General features: G+C 67.1%; 18 protein-coding genes, 1 tRNA gene and 1 riboswitch. Of the genes, 9 read left to right on the top strand and 10 right to left on the bottom strand.

The genetic code is table 11. The features are described from left to right. Positions 1–2: 2 nt before the first annotated feature. Positions 3–2,210, top strand: a complete 2,208-nt coding sequence (pbpC, locus tag HAV22_RS29750) for a penicillin-binding protein 1C (protein WP_208296435.1) — start codon at positions 3–5, stop codon at positions 2,208–2,210. On the opposite strand, the gene HAV22_RS29745 is transcribed toward pbpC, so the two are convergent. After that, entirely contained in the window at positions 2,120–3,130 is a 1,011-nt protein-coding gene (locus tag HAV22_RS29745) for a 5'-nucleotidase (RefSeq protein WP_166865129.1), read from the bottom strand. The two genes, pbpC and HAV22_RS29745, sit on opposite strands and share 91 nt — an antisense overlap. 171 nt (positions 3,131–3,301) lie before the next feature. Between HAV22_RS29745 and HAV22_RS29740 the strand changes: the two genes are divergently transcribed. After that, positions 3,302–3,820 carry a lysozyme family protein gene (locus HAV22_RS29740; protein WP_166865126.1) on the top strand — a complete coding sequence of 173 codons (519 nt, stop codon included), beginning with the start codon at positions 3,302–3,304 and terminating at the stop codon, positions 3,818–3,820. Positions 3,821–3,886: 66 nt separating this feature from the next. On the opposite strand, the gene HAV22_RS29735 is transcribed toward HAV22_RS29740, so the two are convergent. The 9 genes from HAV22_RS29735 to HAV22_RS29695 all read right to left on the bottom strand — a co-directional run bounded on the left by HAV22_RS29735 (position 3,887) and on the right by HAV22_RS29695 (position 10,296). Beyond that, positions 3,887–3,962: transfer RNA gene (locus HAV22_RS29735), tRNA-Lys, on the bottom strand. A gap of 72 nt (positions 3,963–4,034) precedes the next feature. Then, positions 4,035–4,799, bottom strand: a complete 765-nt coding sequence (ybgF, locus tag HAV22_RS29730) for a tol-pal system protein YbgF (protein WP_166865124.1) — start codon at positions 4,797–4,799, stop codon at positions 4,035–4,037. A 119-nt stretch (positions 4,800–4,918) separates the two neighbouring features. Further along, complete coding sequence (pal, locus tag HAV22_RS29725) at positions 4,919–5,446, bottom strand: peptidoglycan-associated lipoprotein Pal (RefSeq protein WP_166865121.1); 528 nt, start codon at positions 5,444–5,446, stop codon at positions 4,919–4,921. Positions 5,447–5,470: 24 nt separating this feature from the next. Continuing rightward, on the bottom strand, positions 5,471–6,736 hold the full coding sequence (gene tolB, locus HAV22_RS29720) for a Tol-Pal system beta propeller repeat protein TolB (protein WP_166865118.1): 1,266 nt from the start codon (positions 6,734–6,736) through the stop codon (positions 5,471–5,473). Positions 6,737–6,770: 34 nt separating this feature from the next. After that, entirely contained in the window at positions 6,771–7,742 is a 972-nt protein-coding gene (tolA, locus tag HAV22_RS29715; RefSeq protein ID WP_166865115.1) for a cell envelope integrity protein TolA, read from the bottom strand. Positions 7,743–7,752: 10 nt separating this feature from the next. Then, a complete protein-coding gene (locus tag HAV22_RS29710) occupies positions 7,753–8,181 on the bottom strand; it encodes a biopolymer transporter ExbD (protein WP_166865111.1) in 429 nt (142 codons plus the stop codon). 20 nt (positions 8,182–8,201) lie between these two features. Further along, positions 8,202–8,885, bottom strand: coding sequence for a protein TolQ (tolQ, locus tag HAV22_RS29705; protein WP_075795407.1), 684 nt, complete (start codon positions 8,883–8,885; stop codon positions 8,202–8,204). A gap of 28 nt (positions 8,886–8,913) precedes the next feature. Continuing rightward, positions 8,914–9,318, bottom strand: coding sequence for a tol-pal system-associated acyl-CoA thioesterase (ybgC, locus tag HAV22_RS29700; RefSeq protein WP_166865108.1), 405 nt, complete (start codon positions 9,316–9,318; stop codon positions 8,914–8,916). 228 nt (positions 9,319–9,546) lie between these two features. Continuing rightward, the gene (locus HAV22_RS29695; RefSeq protein ID WP_166865105.1) at positions 9,547–10,296 is read right to left on the bottom strand and encodes an SDR family oxidoreductase; all 750 of its coding nucleotides are present in this window, start codon (positions 10,294–10,296) and stop codon (positions 9,547–9,549) included. A 144-nt stretch (positions 10,297–10,440) separates the two neighbouring features. Beyond that, a riboswitch (ZMP/ZTP riboswitch) is annotated at positions 10,441–10,574 on the top strand. Positions 10,575–10,674: 100 nt separating this feature from the next. On the opposite strand from HAV22_RS29695, the gene glyA reads away from it, so the two are divergent. The 7 genes from glyA (at position 10,675) to HAV22_RS29660 (ending at position 16,189) form a co-directional block, all read left to right on the top strand. Further along, a complete protein-coding gene (gene glyA, locus HAV22_RS29690) occupies positions 10,675–11,922 on the top strand; it encodes a serine hydroxymethyltransferase (RefSeq protein ID WP_166865102.1) in 1,248 nt (415 codons plus the stop codon). A 40-nt stretch (positions 11,923–11,962) separates the two neighbouring features. Beyond that, complete coding sequence (gene nrdR / locus HAV22_RS29685) at positions 11,963–12,421, top strand: transcriptional regulator NrdR (protein WP_166865099.1); 459 nt, start codon at positions 11,963–11,965, stop codon at positions 12,419–12,421. Positions 12,422–12,537: 116 nt separating this feature from the next. Beyond that, positions 12,538–13,092: a type IV pilus modification protein PilV gene (gene pilV / locus HAV22_RS29680; RefSeq protein ID WP_166865096.1), complete on the top strand. Its 555-nt coding sequence runs from the start codon at positions 12,538–12,540 to the stop codon at positions 13,090–13,092. Next, positions 13,089–14,081, top strand: a complete 993-nt coding sequence (locus tag HAV22_RS29675; protein ID WP_166865093.1) for a PilW family protein — start codon at positions 13,089–13,091, stop codon at positions 14,079–14,081. The genes pilV and HAV22_RS29675 overlap by 4 nt, the downstream gene beginning before the upstream one ends. Next, positions 14,078–15,109: a pilus assembly PilX family protein gene (locus HAV22_RS29670; protein WP_166865089.1), complete on the top strand. Its 1,032-nt coding sequence runs from the start codon at positions 14,078–14,080 to the stop codon at positions 15,107–15,109. The genes HAV22_RS29675 and HAV22_RS29670 overlap by 4 nt, the downstream gene beginning before the upstream one ends. After that, the gene (locus tag HAV22_RS29665; protein ID WP_166865086.1) at positions 15,090–15,587 is read left to right on the top strand and encodes a type IV pilin protein; all 498 of its coding nucleotides are present in this window, start codon (positions 15,090–15,092) and stop codon (positions 15,585–15,587) included. Before HAV22_RS29670 ends, HAV22_RS29665 begins: the two co-directional genes overlap by 20 nt. Further along, positions 15,587–16,189, top strand: a complete 603-nt coding sequence (locus HAV22_RS29660) for a GspH/FimT family pseudopilin (protein ID WP_166865083.1) — start codon at positions 15,587–15,589, stop codon at positions 16,187–16,189. The genes HAV22_RS29665 and HAV22_RS29660 overlap by 1 nt, the downstream gene beginning before the upstream one ends. The last annotated feature ends 11 nt before the right edge of the window (positions 16,190–16,200 follow it).

The following is a 16,200-nucleotide window of genomic DNA, read 5'->3' as shown; positions in this document are numbered from 1 at the left end:
GCATGAAGTCGAGGGCTGCGTGGTTGCTGCTGCTGGTCGCGGTCCCGCTGTGGGCCGCCGTGCCCGCGCCACAGGACGTGAAGGCGGCGTGGCGCTCGTCGGATACGACCTTGCTGGACCGCCACGGCGAGACGATCGCCTCGGTGCGCGTCGACATGGCGGGCCGGCGCACGGCGTGGGTCGCGCTGGACGACATCTCGCCCACCGTCGGCCGCGCCGTGCTGCAGGCGGAAGACCAGCGCTTCATGGAACACGGCGGCATCGACTTCCAGGCCATCGGCAAGGCCGCCTGGGACAATCTGTTCGGCGCCGTGGGCACGCGCACGCGCGGGGCGTCGACGATCACGATGCAGCTTGCCGGCCTGCTCGACCCGAAGCTCGCGCCCCGTTCGGCCGGCCGCACGTGGGCGCGCAAATGGGACCAGGCGCTCGCCGCGCGCGAGCTGGAAGCGGGATGGAGCAAGCGCCAGATCCTCGAAGCCTATCTGAACCTGGCCAGCTACCGCGGCGAGCTGCAAGGCATCGGCGCCGCCGCGCGCGGGTTGTTCGGCAAGGCGCCGTCTGGGCTCGACGCGGGCGAGGCCGCGATCCTCGCCAGCTTGCTGCGTGCGCCGACGGCGGCGCCCGCGCTCGTCGCGCGGCGCGCGTGCGCGCTCGCGCGCGAGCTCGACCCGCGCGCCGATTGTGCGGCCATCGAATGGGAAGTCGACGCCGCGTTCGCGCGCGCGGCGCCGCCGCCGTCGGCGCCCGTGGCGGCAACGACGGGCACGACGCCGCAACTGGCGCGCCGGCTGGGCGGCGGTCCGGGCAGCGTCGTGCGCAGCACGCTCGACGCCGGCCTGCAGCGCTTCGCCGCCGCCGCGCTGCGTCGCCGGCTTGCCGAGCTGGCCGAACGCAACGTGGGGGACGGCGCCGTCGTCGTCATCGACAATGCGAGCGGCGAGGTGCTGGCGTACGTCGCGAACGGCGGCGCGGGCGAGGTCGACGGCGTGACGGCGCTGCGCCAGGCCGGCTCCACGTTGAAGCCGTTCCTGTACGAGCTGGCGCTGGAACGGGGCCAGCTGACGGCCGCGTCGCTGCTGGACGACACCCCCGTCGACATCCCGACCGTCGGCGGCCTGTACGTGCCGCAGAACTACGATCATCAATACCGCGACGCGGCCAGCGTGCGCACGAGCCTCGCCGGCTCGCTCAACGTCCCCGCCGTGCGCACGTTGATGCTGGCGGGGCTGGAGCGCTTCCACGAGCGCCTGCGGCAGCTGGGCATCACGAGCCTCACGGAAGCGCCCGAGTTCTACGGGTGGTCGCTGGCGCTCGGCTCGGGCGACGTCAGCCTGCTCGAATTGGCGAACGCCTATCGCACGCTGGCGAACGGCGGGCTGCACGACGGCGTGACGTTCGTGCCGCGCGCCGCGGCCGCCAAGCGGCGCGTGCTGGATGCGCGCGCGAGCTTCATCGTGGCCGACATCCTGTCCGACCGCGCCGCGCGCAGCACGACGTTCGGCCTGTCGAACGAACTGGCGACGGGCTTCTGGAGCGCCGTCAAGACGGGCACTAGCAAGGACATGCGCGACAACTGGTGCGTGGGCTTCTCGGACCGCTACACGGTCGGCGTGTGGGTGGGGAATTTCGACGGGCGCTCGATGTGGGACGTGTCCGGCGTGTCGGGCGCGGCGCCGCTGTGGCGTGACGTGACGGACTATCTGCACCGCGACCGCCCGAGCCGCGCGCCCGCCGCGCCGCCTGGCCTCGTGCGCCAGGCGGTGCGCTTCGTCCCGGCCGTGGAGCCCGAGCGCGCCGAGTGGTTCGTACGCGGCACGGAGACCGCCGTCGTGGAGCTGCTGGCACCCGCGAAGCGCACGCCCCGCATCGCGTATCCCGCCGCGGACAGCGTCATCGCCCTCGACCCCGACATCCCCGCGCCGCTGCAGCGCATGACGTTCCGCGCGTACGGCGGTGCGGGCCTGCGTTGGGAGCTTGACGGCAATGATGCAGGCCCGGCCGATGGGACGGCCACGTGGGCGCCGCAGCCGGGCAAACACGAACTGAAGCTGGTGGGGAGCGATGGCCGGGCGGTCGCCGCCGCCCCCTTCGAGGTGCGGGGCGCGGTGGGCCTTGATCAGCCCGCTTCTACTTTTTCCACGAGCAGCGGCGGGTCGGCCGACAAGTCGAGCGGCAGCGGCGTGAACAGCGGCGAATCGGAGCGGTAGGGCACCCGCCCGGACGGGACGTGGCGCGCGGCCGGGTCGAGGTGCAGGTCCTGGTCGTCGAAGAACAGGTGCGCGCGGAACGCCTTGACGATCTTCGACTTCGCCACGCCGCCAAGGAAGAAGATCTCGTTCACGTACACGCCCCAGTGGCGCAGGGTGTTGATGACCCGCATCTCGGCCGGCGCACTGCGCGCCGTGACGATCGCGATGCGCACGGGCGACACGTCCGCGCCGAACGGCAGCCGTTCCTGCAGGCGCGCCAGCTTGCGCAGCAGGATCGCGTAGGGGCCGTCCTTCATCGGTTCGTTCTGCTTCTCGTCCTCGATCGTGTGGAAGCGGTCCAGGCCTTCCGTTTTGTACACGAGCTCGCTGGACTCGTCGAACAGCACGGCGTCGCCGTCGAACGCGATGCGCACCTGGTCGTCGGGCGGCGCCTCGGCCGCATGCGGCGGCGCCTTCAGGATCGCGGCGGCGCACGCTTGCGCGTCGATCACGCGCTGGGCGTCCTCGACGTTGGTCGTCAGGAACAGGTCGACGTCGAACGCGTCCAGGTAGTCGACGACGGATTCGCCCCCGGTAAACGCGTGGCGCGAGATCGGGAGGCCGCGCGAACGGATGTTGTTGAAGACGCGCACGCCCGTCTCCGGACTGTTGCGCGACATGACGACGACGTCGACCAGGGGCTTCGCGTCGGATTCGGCGTAGCGGTTGAGGCCGAGCAGGGCGCGCGCGAGCGCCATGCCGGTGCCGTCGCGCAGCGGCTCGCTTTCGCGTTCGAGCATGTAGGCGCGGTATTCCTCCAGCGCGCTATTGGGATTCTTGGCGTACCTGGCCTTGTAGACGGCATCGGCTTCCGCCAGGTCGAACAGGGCGGTGGCGGAGATGCCGACGACGAGTGTGTCGGAGAGATCGAGAGGCATGGCGCGGGTTCCTTGGTGGCGGGACGGGAGCATTCCAAACGGAAATTATCGAGCGCGGGGCCGGTGAGGCACTTGAGTCCAAGCAATCATAGCTCGCCCCCGGCTGAGCGTGCGCAAACCGCGCATGCGAGGTGGGTAGCACGATAGGGCCTTGACGACGAAGGAGGCGACATGGCCGACCGGACTGTTCCACAGCAACCCGTCGCGCGCCTGCGCGAGATCCAGCGGCTCGTGCACGAGAACAACCGCTCGTGCGTGCCGGACGCCGTCATCGTGTGCCAGATCTACATGGAGTCCCGCTTCGATGCGTGCGCGCAGCCCGAAGGCAGCAGCGCGCGCGGGCTGATGCAGGTGCTGAAGGTGGCGAACCGCGAGCTGTTCCGGCTCGACAACCTGTGCAAGCCGCCCGCCGGGCGCCGCACGGAGCCCGCGCTGTACGCCGCCGCCGACACCTTCCACGAGAGTCCTGCCTTCATCGACGAGGCGACGAACATCCGGACGGGCACGCGCTATCTGCAGGTCCTGATCGACCGGGCGCGGCGCGAGCATCGGCCGGACCCGGTCGCGGTGGCGTACATGGATTATCGAGGCGTGCGCAACGGCCTGTACTACCGAAAGATCCGGGCGGCGGCGGAGCGGCTGGAACGCGATCCGGACGACGTCGGGGCGCTGCACGCGATGACGGCGTGAGCGGACGATAGAAACAAAAAAGGCGTCACGATCACTCGTCACGCCTTGCTTGCTGCTGCTGAATTCTGGTAGGCCGTGCTGGGCTCGAACCAGCGACCAACGGATTAAAAGTCCGCTGCTCTACCAACTGAGCTAACGACCCGAAAGAAGCAAGATTATAGGGGGGAACCGCGACCGTGTCAAACGGTCACGGTGCAATACGGACACGCGCGGCTTACTTCAGCGCGGCCAGGCGGTCCTTCGCGGCTTGTGCGGCGGCCGAGTCCGGGTACTTCGAGACGAGGTGCTGCAAGGCCTTCTTGGCGTTCTTCTTGTCCTTCAGTTCCGTGTAGCTGGAGGCGATGTTGAGCATGGCGTCGGGCGCCTTCGCGCTCGTGCCGTAGTTGGCGACGACGGCTTCCTGCGCGGCGATCGCGTTCTTGTAGTCGCGCTGCGCGTAATAGGCGTTGCCGAGCCAGTACTGCGCGTTGGCCGCGTACGCGGAGTCGGGGAAGCGGCGGACGAAGTCCTGCAGTGCGGTGGCGGCCGTCTTGTAGTCGCCCGACTTGAACAGGTCCATCGCGGCGTCGTACGTCTTCTTTTCGCTCGGCAGCACTTCGGCCGTCTGGCCGTCGATCGTTTCCTGGCGCGGCTCGAGCTTCTTGATGCGGGCGTCGAGGTCGGCGTACAAGTCCTTCTGGTTCTTTTGCGCGTTGGCGATCTCGTTCGCGAGGACTTCGACCTGGCCGCGCAGGCGCGAGATCTCCTGCATGGTCTGCTCGTGCTGGTTCAGCATGTCGACGCCGATCGATTTGTCGGCCTTCGTGTCCATGCGGGCGTTGACGTCGCGTGCCAGTGCGTCGACCTTGGCGCGCAGGTCCAGGATCGCCTTGCGTGCCTCGTCGTCGTCGAGCAGGCCGGCGTGCGCCTGCAGGGGCAGCCAGGCGGTCAGGGCGAGGGCGATGGCGGCGCGGCGGAACGGGGGCAGTTTGATGATCATGACTTTTCTAGACCTCTGAAAACTTACAAATCCAAATGGAAACGGGGCGGGATGCAGTCTGCACCGCATCCCGCCCCGCTGTCAACGTACTGTCCTCGACAGCGGCGACAGCGCCTCGATTATTGGTAGACGATGTCGGCGCGGCGGTTTTCAGCCCAGGCAGCTTCGTCGTGGCCGGTGGCCTTCGGCTTTTCCTTGCCCAGCGAGACAGCTTCCATCTGGCTGTCCGACACGCCCAGGGCGGCCATCGACTTGCGCACGGCTTCGGCACGCTTCTGGCCCAGGGCCAGGTTGTACTCGGTGCCGCCGCGTTCGTCGGTGTTACCTTGAATCAGGACCTTGCGCTGCTTGTTCTTGGTCAGGTAGGCCGAGTGGTTCTCGACGACTGCCTTGCCATCGTCGCGCACGGCGTAGCTGTCGAAGTCGAAGTACACGCTGCGGTTCGCCAGGACGCCTTTCGGGTCGTTCAGCGGATCGACGTTGCCCGTTTCGACCGGACGGATTTCACGGGTGTCGGCCGGCGGCGTCGCGACTTGTGCGACCGGTTTTTCGACGACGGGTGCCGGTTCAGCCAGTTTGGTCGACGAGCATGCCGACAGCATGGCAGCAGCGGCAACGATGAACGCTACACTTTTTACATTACGCATGGTTTTTCTCCTGGTCAAAAAGATTTACTTCATAAACGGGCCCCAGCTGGGCTCCCGAATGTTTCCCGCTTGGGTGCTCAAGCGCTGCTTGACGCGTCCGTCGACCGACACAACGGCCAACGCGGTACGCCCGCCACCCCTCGTCGCATACATGATGTACTTGCCGTTCGGCGAAAAACTCGGTTCGGTGGCCCCATCGGCCAAGCGTTGTTCCTGACCGGAGGCCAGGTCCATCGCATACAGGGAAAAACCCCCATCGCGTTGCGAAATCCAGGCCAGCGTCTTGCCGTCCGGGGAGATACGAGGGCTGATGTTGTAGTTGCCGTGGAACGTGACGCGGGTAGCCTGGCCACCGTTCACGCCCATCTTGTAGATCTGCGGGCCGCCGCTGCGGTCGCTGGTGAAGTAAATCGACTGGCCGTCGCCGGAGAATTGCGGCTCGGTGTCGATGCCGCTGCTGTTCGACACGCGGCGCAGGCCGCTGCCGTCCGCGTTCACGATCCAGACCTGCGTATTGCCCGTCTTCGACAGGGCGAGCGCGAGCTTCGTGCCGTCCGGCGACCAGGCCGGCGCGGAGTTGTTGCCCTTTTCGTTGGCCACGATCGTGCGCTGCCCGGTCACGAGGTTCTGCACATAGATCACCGGCTTGCGCAGTTCGAACGAGACGTACGCGACCTTCGTGCCGTCCGGCGACCACGACGGCGAGATGATCGGCTCGCGGCCGTGCGCGGCGACCTGTTCGCCTTCGCCGTCCGCATCGGCCACGACGAGCTTGTAGTCGCGCGCGGCGGGGTCCTGCTTCACGTACGTGATGCGGGTCGAGAAGATGCCGCGCACGCCCGTCAGCTTTTCGTAGATGTCGTCGGCGATGCGGTGACCTTCCAGGCGCGTGTTGCGCGCGCTGACGGCGTCCGACAGTTGCGACAGCTGCGCCTGCTTGACGGTGTCCATCAGCTTGTAGCGCACCTGGAAGCGGCCGTCCGCGAGACGCTGCACGGAGCCCACGACGAGCGCATCGGCGCCGCTCGCCTTGAATGCGGCGAGGTCGACGTTGGCCGTGTCGGAAATGGTCTGGCGCGCGTCGATGACGCGAAACACGCCGCTGCGTTCGAGGTCGGCGCGGATGATCGCGGAAACCTGGTCGGGTGCGACGGATTCGTCGGCGAATGCCGCGACCGCGACCGGGATCTGGTTGCTGCCCACGCCGGCGATTTCGACTTTCAGCTGGGCATGTGCGGCCACGCCCATCAGGAGGGAGGCCGAAAACAGCAGGGTATGTAGTTTCTTCATGTTTCTCTCAGCAATGGTTAGAGTCGGGACGCGATCACTGCAGGTCCTTCATATGGAACTCGATCACAAGGGATCGCTCTACCGTACCATCTTTCTTCTTGGGCAGTGGGGACGATTTGTTGATGCCTTTTTCGACCGCGTCGTCGAATGACGGCACGCCGCTGCTCTTGATTTTCTTGACCGAAATGATCTCGCCCGTGGGCAGCTGTTCGACGCGGAACGTCGCCGTCGGATTGCCCGGCTCGTCGAGGCTGCCCGCGTACGACGTATTGCCCTTGACCTTCGCGGTGATGGCCGCGGAATAGCCCGGGTCGCTGCGCGGCGCCGTCGATTTCTCGGCCTTGCCGGTGCTGGTCGGATTGCCGGCCGCGCCCGTGATGCGGCGCATCTCGGCGTCGCGCGCGGCGTCGAGTTTCTTCTGTTCCTCGGCGGCCTTTTTCTTCTTCTCTGCGTCCTCTTTCTTTTTCTTTTCCGCTTCGTCTTTTTTCTTCTTCTCGGCTTCTTTCTTTTCAGCCTCGGCCTTTGCCTTCTTTTCTTCGAGTTCGCGTTCCTTCTTCTCGGCGAGCGCCTTCGCTTTCTTGTCGTCCGCGCGTTTCTGCTCGAGCTCGCGTTCGCGCTCTTCCTCGGCCTGCTTGCGTTTCAGTTCTTCCTTGCGCTTCTTCTCGCGCTCGAGGGCGATGTCGGGCTGCTTCGGCTGCGGCTGTTCGACGACGGGCGGCGGCGGGAGGGCGGCCTTCGGCGCGGGCTGCGGCGGCGGGGTCTCCGGCTCCGGTTCGGGCTCGGGGGCGGGTGTCGGGGCCGGGGCGGCGGTCTGCGTCGTCACGTCCCAGATTTCCGCCTCGACGGCGATGGGCGTGTTGTTCTGCCAGCTGATGCCGATCCACAGGAAGGCCAGCAACAGGGCGTGCACACCCACCGCGAGGCCGATGGCCGGCCAGCGGTTCGGTTCAGGCGGCACTTCGTAAGGCGAGCCGTTGCCGATGTTGTTGTGCTTCGTTGCTGACATCAGTTCTTCTTCACTTCGTGGCCAGGCCGACGCGGTTGATACCCATCTTCTTGGCTTCCGAAATCAGCTGGATGACGTCGTCGTATTTGCTGTCGCGGTCGCCCGCAATCAAGACCGGATAATCCGGATGCTCGGCGTGGATGTCGCGCAGGCGCGTGACGAGAGTGCTGCGGCTGTCCACGTTTTCCAGCGGTTGGGGGTTCTTGCCCGTGATGCCGATCTGCAGCTGGGCGTTGTCCTTGATCGCGATCTGGATGTAGTCGTCCGGCGGCTGCGTGGAGCGCTCGGCGCTCGGGAGCTTGATCTCGCTGGGGTTCTGCGTCGGCGGCACTGCCATGAAGATGATGAGCAGCACCAGCATCACGTCGATGTACGGCACGACGTTGATCTCGGACTTGAGCTTGCGCCGGCTGCCCCGCAGGCTGCTGTTGAAGGCCATGTCGAATCCTCTTGCGGCGATCAGCGCGACTGGCGCTGCAGGATGTTCGAGAATTCCTCGACGAAGCTTTCGAAGCGGATCGCGAGGCGGTCGATGTCGTGCGTGAAGCGGTTGTACGCCACGACGGCGGGAATGGCCGCGAACAGGCCGATGGCGGTGGCGATCAGCGCTTCCGCGATGCCCGGCGCGACCGTCGCCAGCGTCGCCTGCTGCACGTTGGCCAGGCCGCGGAACGCGTTCATGATGCCCCACACGGTGCCCAGCAGGCCGATGTACGGTGAGACGGAACCGACGGACGCGAGGAAGTTCAGGTGCGTGTCCAGCTGGTCCAGTTCGCGGTGGAAGGCGGCGCGCATGGCGCGGCGGGCGCCGTCCAGCACGGCGCCGACGTCCAGCGCGTCGCGCGATGCCTGCTTGCCCTTGATGAACTCGCCCATGCCCGCTTCGAAGATGCGGGCCAGCGGGCCGCTCTGGTCGCGCTGGCTGCTGGCGCTCTGGTGCAAGGTGTGCAGGTTGCCGCCGGCCCAGAAGCTGCGCTCGAACTGTTCCGTCTGGCGCCGCGCGGCGCGGATCGCGAACAGCTTGCGGAAGATGTACGTCCAGCTCATCAGGGAAATCGCGAACAGCAGGGCCATCAGCAACTGCACCAGCACGTGGGCATGGCGGATCAGTTCAATGAAGGAGAGGTCTTGGACTGCGTTCATTGGAAATAATATTTGGTCAAATGAATTATCACGCGGCACGCATTTTAGCAGCGGCGACGTCAGGAAGGGAACGGGGACGCATCGTGGCCGCGTCGACGCAACCGACTTTTACATCGGCGCTGGAGAGCAGGGTGTCGCCGCGCCAGGCTTGCTGGGTGAAGTGCACGGACGCGCCGCCCAGCTTTTCCACGTTCAGCGTCAGGGTCACTTCATCATCCAGGCGGGCGGACGCGCGGTAGTCGATGTTGGCGCTGCGCACGACGAAGATCGCGCCGTCCCGGTCGCGCAAGGTTTGCTGATCGATGCCGAGCGAACGCAGCCATTCGGTGCGCGCACGTTCGTAGAACTTCAGGTAATTGGCGTAGTACACGATGCCGCCGGCGTCCGTGTCTTCGTAATAGACCCGAACCGTCCAGGTGAAAACTGAAGGCATGTCAGCTGCCATAAATGGAAATGGGAAACATTTTACGCGATGTTCATCCGCTCTATGTTCGCTTGGGAACATATGCGCGGGTATCGGCGGTGGGACGTTTTGGGTGCCACCGCCCCATGCCAAGCCAGCAACTGTAGCACTTTTTCATGAAAGGGGGCGCCGCTGTTACAAAGCGAAAACAATTCGTTCGGCCGTCGACCGATCCAGCCCGGCCGGGGCGCCCGCCGTTCAGCCCTGCGTGCGTTTGATGTTCAGGGGACCGTAGCCCTGGCAGGTCGGCATCATCTCGATATGGTTGATGTTGACGTGCGGGGGCAGCGACGCGATCCAGTATGCGGTCTCGGCGATGTCCTCGGCCGTCAGCGGCTGCGTGCCCTCGTAGACCTTGGCCGCGGCCGCGTCGTCGCGCAGGCGCACGTTCGAGAATTCCGTGCCGCCGCACAGGCCGGGCGCGATATTGGTGGCGCGCACGCCGGTGCCGACGAGGTCGGCGCGCAGGTTCAGGGTGAACTGTTCGACGAACGCCTTCGTGGCGCCGTACACGTTCCCGCCCGGATACGGCGTGCGGCCGGCCACGGAGCCGATGTTGATGACGAGTCCGCTGCCCCGTTCGACCATCGACGGCAGCAGCGCGTGCGTCATCGTGACGAGGCCCCGGACGTTCGTCGCGATCATCGTCTCCCAGTCTTCCAGCGGCACTTCGTGCGCCGGCTTCGTGTTCAGGGCCAGGCCCGCATTGTTGATCAGCACGTCGATCTGGCGCCAGGACTGCGGCAGCATCGACAGCGCTTCCTCGATCGACGCTTTGTCCGTCACGTCCATCGCGATGGGCAGGGCCGATTCGCCCAGCTCGCGCGCAAGCGCGTCGAGACGGTCCTTGCGGCGCGCCGCCAGCACTACTTGATGGCCGTTCTTGACGAAGGTACGCGCCATGGCGGCGCCGAATCCGGCGGATGCGCCGGTGATGAAAACGATCATGATATTTTTTGCCTGGCAAGGTTGCAACCTTGCGATTGTAGCCGAAATGACTATATTGAGCGGCGCGCATCCTCGGGCTTGCCAGGTCGTCATCGGTTTTCTTGCCTGCCAACCGTACAATCCCGTACAATCGAAAGTTCCATTTACATCTCACGTAACTGGCGAAAACCGTGCGCTGCCGTCCGATCAGGAGCGATCGGCCTGCCGGTGCGTGGCGAAGGTGGGCTCCCACCGGGGAACGTGAGATTTCAAACTTGCCGTTCGCCTGGGCAGCCACCGACTGGTACGCGTCTGACGCGCGGCTGCCCTGTGTGTTTCCGGCTCCCGCCCGTTCAGCGCTGACCGTTGCCTGGTTCTCTTATCGATTGGAGTTTTTTCATGTTTGCAAAAGATCACACGCTCGCCAAGGTTGACCCGGATCTGTGGGATGCCATCCAGAAGGAAAACAAGCGCCAGCAGGACCACATCGAGCTGATCGCATCCGAGAACTACACGTCGCCGGCCGTGATGCAAGCCCAGGGCTCGCAGCTGACCAACAAATACGCGGAAGGCTATCCGGGCAAGCGCTACTACGGCGGCTGCGAATACGTCGACATCGCCGAGCAGCTGGCGATCGACCGCGTGAAGGAACTGTTCGGCGCGGAAGCCGCGAACGTGCAGCCGAATTCCGGTTCGCAGGCGAACCAGGGCGTGTTCTTCGCCATGCTGAAGCCGGGCGACACGATCATGGGCATGTCGCTGGCCGAAGGCGGCCACCTGACGCACGGCATGGCGCTGAACATGTCGGGCAAGTGGTTCAACGTGATCTCCTACGGCCTGACCGAGCAGGAAGACATCGACTACGAGCAGATGGAGCGCCTGGCGCGCGAGCACAAGCCGAAGCTGATCATCGCCGGCGCGTCCGCGTTTGCCCTGCGCATCGACTTCGAGCGCTTCGCCCGCGTAGCGAAGGAAGTCGGCGCCTACTTCATGGTCGACATGGCCCACTACGCCGGCCTGATCGCCGCGGGCGAATACCCGAACCCGGTGCCGCACGCCGACTTCGTCACGTCGACGACGCACAAATCGCTGCGCGGCCCGCGCGGCGGCATCATCCTGATGAAGGCCGAGCACGAGAAGGCCATCAACTCCGCGATCTTCCCGGGCATCCAGGGCGGTCCGTTGATGCACGTGATCGCCGGCAAGGCCGTCGCGTTCAAGGAAGCGCTGACGCCGGAATTCAAGGCGTACCAGCAGCAGGTCGTCAAGAACGCCAAGGCACTGGCCGACACGCTGACCGCACGCGGCCTGCGGATCGTCTCGGGCCGTACCGAGTCGCACGTGATGCTCGTCGACCTGCGTTCGAAGGGCCTGACCGGCAAGGAAGCGGAAGCGATCCTGGGCCAGGCGCACATGACCTGCAATAAGAACGGCATCCCGAACGACCCGCAGAAGCCGTTCGTGACGTCGGGCATCCGCCTGGGCAGCCCCGCGTTCACCACGCGCGGCTTCAAGGAGGAGGACGCCGTCAAGGTCGGCCACCTGATCGCCGACGTGCTGGACAACCCGCACGACGCCGCGACCATCGACCGCGTCAAGGCCGAAGTCAAGCAGCTGACCGACAAGTACCCTGTCTACGCAGCGTAATGCGATATGAGGGCGCCCGTGCGGCGCCCTCTCCAAGCCCATGAAATGTCCGTTCTGTCAGCATGAAGACACCCAGGTCCTCGATACCCGCGTATCCGAGGAAGGCGACGCCATCCGGCGCCGGCGTCGCTGCGCCCAATGCGACAAGCGGTTCACCACGTACGAACGCATCGAACTGTCGATGCCGATCATCGTCAAGAAGAACGGCAGCCGCACGGAATTCGAATCGTCCAAGCTGCGCGGCAGCCTGATGCTGGCGCTGCGTAAGCGTCCCGTCGGGGCCGAGGCGATCGACCGCGCCGTCGCGTCGATCGAGGAAAAACTGCTCACCAGCGGCAGGCGCGAGGTCGACTCCGTCTACATCGGCGAACTCGTGATGCAGGAACTTAAGCGTCTCGACAAGATCGCTTACATCCGCTTCGCGTCCGTCTACAAGAACTTCGAAGACCTGGCCGAGTTCCAGGAAGCGATCGCTGAAGTGGGCCAGCCGCGCAAGTAAGTGCGCGTCCATATTTCCCCGATTTAGTTGCATCTGCACGGTTGAGCCGCCACACGGCTTCGCTGCGCTCGACTGTTACCTTGGCAGCTCCGAACACGGCGCGCTGGAGGTCGGTCATGCGGTTGCAGTCAGGGTGTGCGATTCATGCGGGCTTCACGCTCGTCGAAGTGCTCGTCGCGTTGTTCGTCGTCGCGCTGGGCATCGCCGGCGCGGCCGGGCTGCAGATGCTGGCCGTGCGTGCCGCGCGTGATGCGGCGCGCCTGGCGGACGGTACCCGGCTCGCGTGGTCGCTCGGCGAGCGCATGCGGGCCAATGGCCTCGTTCTCTCGCGGCCCGACGACGCCGATCCCTATCTCCAGCTCGACTATGACGCCGTCAGTGGCGCGCCGGCTGTTGCTGCCTCGTGTTATGCGGACACGGCTTGCGATCCGGACGACCTCGCGCGCTTCGACGTGTTCGACGTGTCGACGGCGCTGGCGGCGTCTTTTCCCGGCGGGCGCATCCGCGTATGCCGCGACGCCGCGCTGCTCGATGCGACCGGGGTGCCCGACTGGACTTGTGACGGGCGGGTCGGCGCGCCGGTCGTCGTCAAGATCGGCTGGCGTGCGCAAGGCGATGCGGCGACGGGCGCGCCCAAGGTCATGCTGCCGCTGGCGGGAGCGACGCCATGAACGGGGGCTTGCACGCGCGGGTGCGCGCGGTGCGTCCGTCCTGGCTGCGGCGTGCGGCACCACGCATCGTACGGTGCTCGGCCCGTGGCGGCGGCATGACGCTGGCCGAGCTGATGGTGGCGTTGGCCGTCGGCCTCGGCATCGTGCTGATGGCCGGGCGCCTGCTCGTGCTTGCGAACGGCGCCTACGCGGCCCAGGTCGAGTCATCCGCCGTCGACGACGGAGGACGCGTCGCCATCGACGTGATCCGCCGCGCCGTGCACCAGGCTGGCTCCGTGGACATTGACACGTTCGCCGGCGCTGCCGCTGATGTCGCCCCGGCGCGCCTTAGCGGGCTCGACGCGCGCACGCTGGCGCGCACGACGCCCGGCATCGCCGACGCGCTGCCGGGCGCCGTCAACGGTAGCGACGTCCTGGCCGTACGCTTTCCCGGTGCCGGCGCCGGACCCGCCGGCGACGGCAGCGTCGTCGACTGCGCCGGATTCCCCGTCGCGGCGGGAGAAGAGGGCTGGAGCATCTTCTACGTGGCGCGCAACGCCGACGGCGAGGCCGAGCTGCGCTGCAAATACCGCGGCGCCGCGCACTGGAGCGCGGACGCTGTCGTGAGCGGCGTGGACGGCTTCCAGGTGCTGTACGGCGTCGATACGGACGACCCGCCCGACGGCGTGGCGAACCGCTACGTGAACGCAGCCGCCGTGGCTGCACTGGACGACGCGCTGGCGGGCTCGAGCGAGGTCGAGTTCAACCGCCGCACGCACTGGAAGCGCGTCGTCGCCGTGCGCGTGGGCCTGCTGCTGCACGGTAGCCGGGCCACGCGCAGCGATCCGGGCAATAGTCGCCACGACCTGCTCGGTGCCGGCTATGCGCAGGCCGCTGACGCGGACGACTCGGGCAGTTCGGTGGACGAAGCGCGCATGTCGCCCGATTTGCGGCGGCGCGAGCGGCGGCTGTTCACGTTCACGGTCGCACTGCCGGGGCCGCCATCATGAAGCCAGTAGATACGCAACCTGGACGCGCGCGCCGCGCCGAGCGAGGACTGGCCCTGGTCTGCGCGCTGATGCTGATGCTGGCGACGATGGCGATCGGCCTCGCCGTCGTACGCGGCGCCTTCGCGCTGCTGGCCGCGGCGCACAACGAACGCGACCGCGACGTGGCCGTCGCCTCGGCCGAGGCGGCCCTGCGCGATGCCGAGCACGACATCGCGGGAACGGGCGCGACGCCGTCGTCGGAACGCGCTGCCCACTTCGCGCCGGCGGGTGCGGCCGCGTTCGTCGCCGGATGCGGACGCGGCGCGGACGACCTCGGTCTGTGCCTGGCCACGGGGCCGCCTGCGTGGCAGACGCTGGACCTGGCCGATGCCGACAACCCGGCGCTCGTGCCTTACGGCCGCTTCACGGGCGCCGTGCTGGCTGTCGGACGCGGCATGTTGCCGGCGCGGCTGCCCGCGTATGTGATCGAGCGGATCGCACCGGCCGGCGCCACGGCGCAGCAGGGTACGTTCTACCGCATCACGGCGATCGGGTTCGGGACGCGGACGTTGACGCGGGCTGTGTTGCAGTCCGTGTATCGGTTGCCGTTGCCCGCGTCGGCGGCGGGCGGCGGGGCCGGGACCGGGACCGGAGGCGGGGATCGGACCGGTGGCGCATCCGGTCACGGTGGTCGTGACGACGGTGGGAACGGGGCTGCCAGCGGGAATGGCGACGGGAGCGAGAGCGGAGGCGCGAACGGCAGCGGCAGCAGCGCCGGCGCCGACGGGACGGGCAACGGGAACGGCAGCGGCAACGGCAACGACAACGGCAACGGCAACGGCAACGGCAACGGCAACGGCACCGGTAGCGGCAGCGGCAGCGGCAGCGGCAGCGGCGCGTCGACCGGCAATGGAACCTCAAACGATAACGGCAGCGGCAATGGCAACGCTTCTTCATCTGCGCAACAAGGACGCGGGCTCCCGGCAGGCCGCGTCGGCTGGCGGGAAATCGCGAACTGGGCCGAACTGCATGCCCGCGTGCAACCGTGACACGGCCGAGCCGGCCGGTCGGCTCGGCGGCGGCGTACCACGCGGCACCGGCTTCACGCTCATCGAAGCGCTGATCGTGCTGGCCATCGTGAGCATCGTGGGCGCGCTCGCGTATCCCACGTACGCCGGCTACATCGTGCGCACGCGCCGCACGGAAGGGATGGTGGCGCTGATCGACGCGATGCAGCGGCAGGAGCGTTACCGCCTCCGCCATAACAGTTACGTGCCGTTTTCGGCCGAGGCGTCCGGGCCGGACGGATTCGCATGGTGGTCGGGCACCAACGCGGCCGCCAGCGCGTACGAGATCGATGCGTATGCGTGTCCCGGGCGCGACATCGCAGAATGCATCGAAATCCGCGCCCGTCCGGGCACGGCCCGCGTCGATGCGCGGTTCCGCGACCCCGACTGTGGCACGCTTACACTGGACAGTACCGGACGCCAGAGCGCACAAGGCACGGGGGCACGATGCTGGCCGTGATGTCCGGGCGCAGTCGGGTACCGCGCGTCGCCGGCCTGTCGCTGCCTGAACTGTGCACCGTGCTGGCCATCGCCGCCGTGCTGCTGGCTGTCGCGGCCCCGGATCTGCGCGACCTCGTGCGAACACAGCAACTGAAAGCGGCCACCGCCGACCTGTTCTCAGCCATCGACCTGGCGCGGGCTCGCGCGCTCGCGCGAGGGCGGCAGGTCAAGCTCGTGCCGCTGGACCCGGCCGGTGCCGACTGGCGCCTGGGCTGGCGCGTGCTGGACGACGATGGCGGCAGTGGCAGTGGCAGTGGCAGTGGCAGTGGCAGTGGCAGTGGCAGCGCCGGCATGGCCGAGCCGGTCGCGGAACACGGTCCCTTGCCGCCGGGCGTCGCCGTTGACTTCACCTTCACGAATTCGGCACGGCCGTACTATATCGCCTACAATGGCGCGGGGCGCAGCTGTGCCGACGGCAACAGCGCGGCGGCACGCTGGGGCACGGTGTCGCTGTACCACGGCGGGCACATCCGTCGTATTAAAATCAATATGCTGGGCCGCGCGCGCGTCTGCGATCCCGCGCGCGACGCGGGGTGCGACGGCGCGTCGGCGCCGCCCTGAGCGCGGCAAGG

The sequence above is a fragment of the Telluria antibiotica genome (genome assembly GCF_011682055.1).
In the GTDB taxonomy this organism is placed as follows: Bacteria; Pseudomonadota; Gammaproteobacteria; order Burkholderiales; family Burkholderiaceae_D; genus Telluria; species Telluria antibiotica.
Note: the sequence above shows the minus strand (reverse complement) of the source record. Positions and strands in the feature narration are given on the sequence as shown.

Bases quoted from the DNA above. Each gene is read 5' to 3' on its own strand.
- pbpC (WP_208296435.1), top strand. From the start codon at position 3: ATGAAGTCGAGGGCTGCGTGGTTGCTGCTGCTGGTCGCGGTCCCGCTG.
- HAV22_RS29745 (WP_166865129.1), bottom strand. From the start codon at position 3,130: ATGCCTCTCGATCTCTCCGACACACTCGTCGTCGGCATCTCCGCCACC.
- HAV22_RS29740 (WP_166865126.1), top strand. From the start codon at position 3,302: ATGGCCGACCGGACTGTTCCACAGCAACCCGTCGCGCGCCTGCGCGAG.
- ybgF (WP_166865124.1), bottom strand. From the start codon at position 4,799: ATGATCATCAAACTGCCCCCGTTCCGCCGCGCCGCCATCGCCCTCGCC.
- pal (WP_166865121.1), bottom strand. From the start codon at position 5,446: ATGCGTAATGTAAAAAGTGTAGCGTTCATCGTTGCCGCTGCTGCCATG.
- tolB (WP_166865118.1), bottom strand. From the start codon at position 6,736: ATGAAGAAACTACATACCCTGCTGTTTTCGGCCTCCCTCCTGATGGGC.
- tolA (WP_166865115.1), bottom strand. From the start codon at position 7,742: ATGTCAGCAACGAAGCACAACAACATCGGCAACGGCTCGCCTTACGAA.
- HAV22_RS29710 (WP_166865111.1), bottom strand. From the start codon at position 8,181: ATGGCCTTCAACAGCAGCCTGCGGGGCAGCCGGCGCAAGCTCAAGTCC.
- tolQ (WP_075795407.1), bottom strand. From the start codon at position 8,885: ATGAACGCAGTCCAAGACCTCTCCTTCATTGAACTGATCCGCCATGCC.
- ybgC (WP_166865108.1), bottom strand. From the start codon at position 9,318: ATGCCTTCAGTTTTCACCTGGACGGTTCGGGTCTATTACGAAGACACG.
- HAV22_RS29695 (WP_166865105.1), bottom strand. From the start codon at position 10,296: ATGATCGTTTTCATCACCGGCGCATCCGCCGGATTCGGCGCCGCCATG.
- glyA (WP_166865102.1), top strand. From the start codon at position 10,675: ATGTTTGCAAAAGATCACACGCTCGCCAAGGTTGACCCGGATCTGTGG.
- nrdR (WP_166865099.1), top strand. From the start codon at position 11,963: ATGAAATGTCCGTTCTGTCAGCATGAAGACACCCAGGTCCTCGATACC.
- pilV (WP_166865096.1), top strand. From the start codon at position 12,538: ATGCGGTTGCAGTCAGGGTGTGCGATTCATGCGGGCTTCACGCTCGTC.
- HAV22_RS29675 (WP_166865093.1), top strand. From the start codon at position 13,089: ATGAACGGGGGCTTGCACGCGCGGGTGCGCGCGGTGCGTCCGTCCTGG.
- HAV22_RS29670 (WP_166865089.1), top strand. From the start codon at position 14,078: ATGAAGCCAGTAGATACGCAACCTGGACGCGCGCGCCGCGCCGAGCGA.
- HAV22_RS29665 (WP_166865086.1), top strand. From the start codon at position 15,090: ATGCCCGCGTGCAACCGTGACACGGCCGAGCCGGCCGGTCGGCTCGGC.
- HAV22_RS29660 (WP_166865083.1), top strand. From the start codon at position 15,587: ATGTCCGGGCGCAGTCGGGTACCGCGCGTCGCCGGCCTGTCGCTGCCT.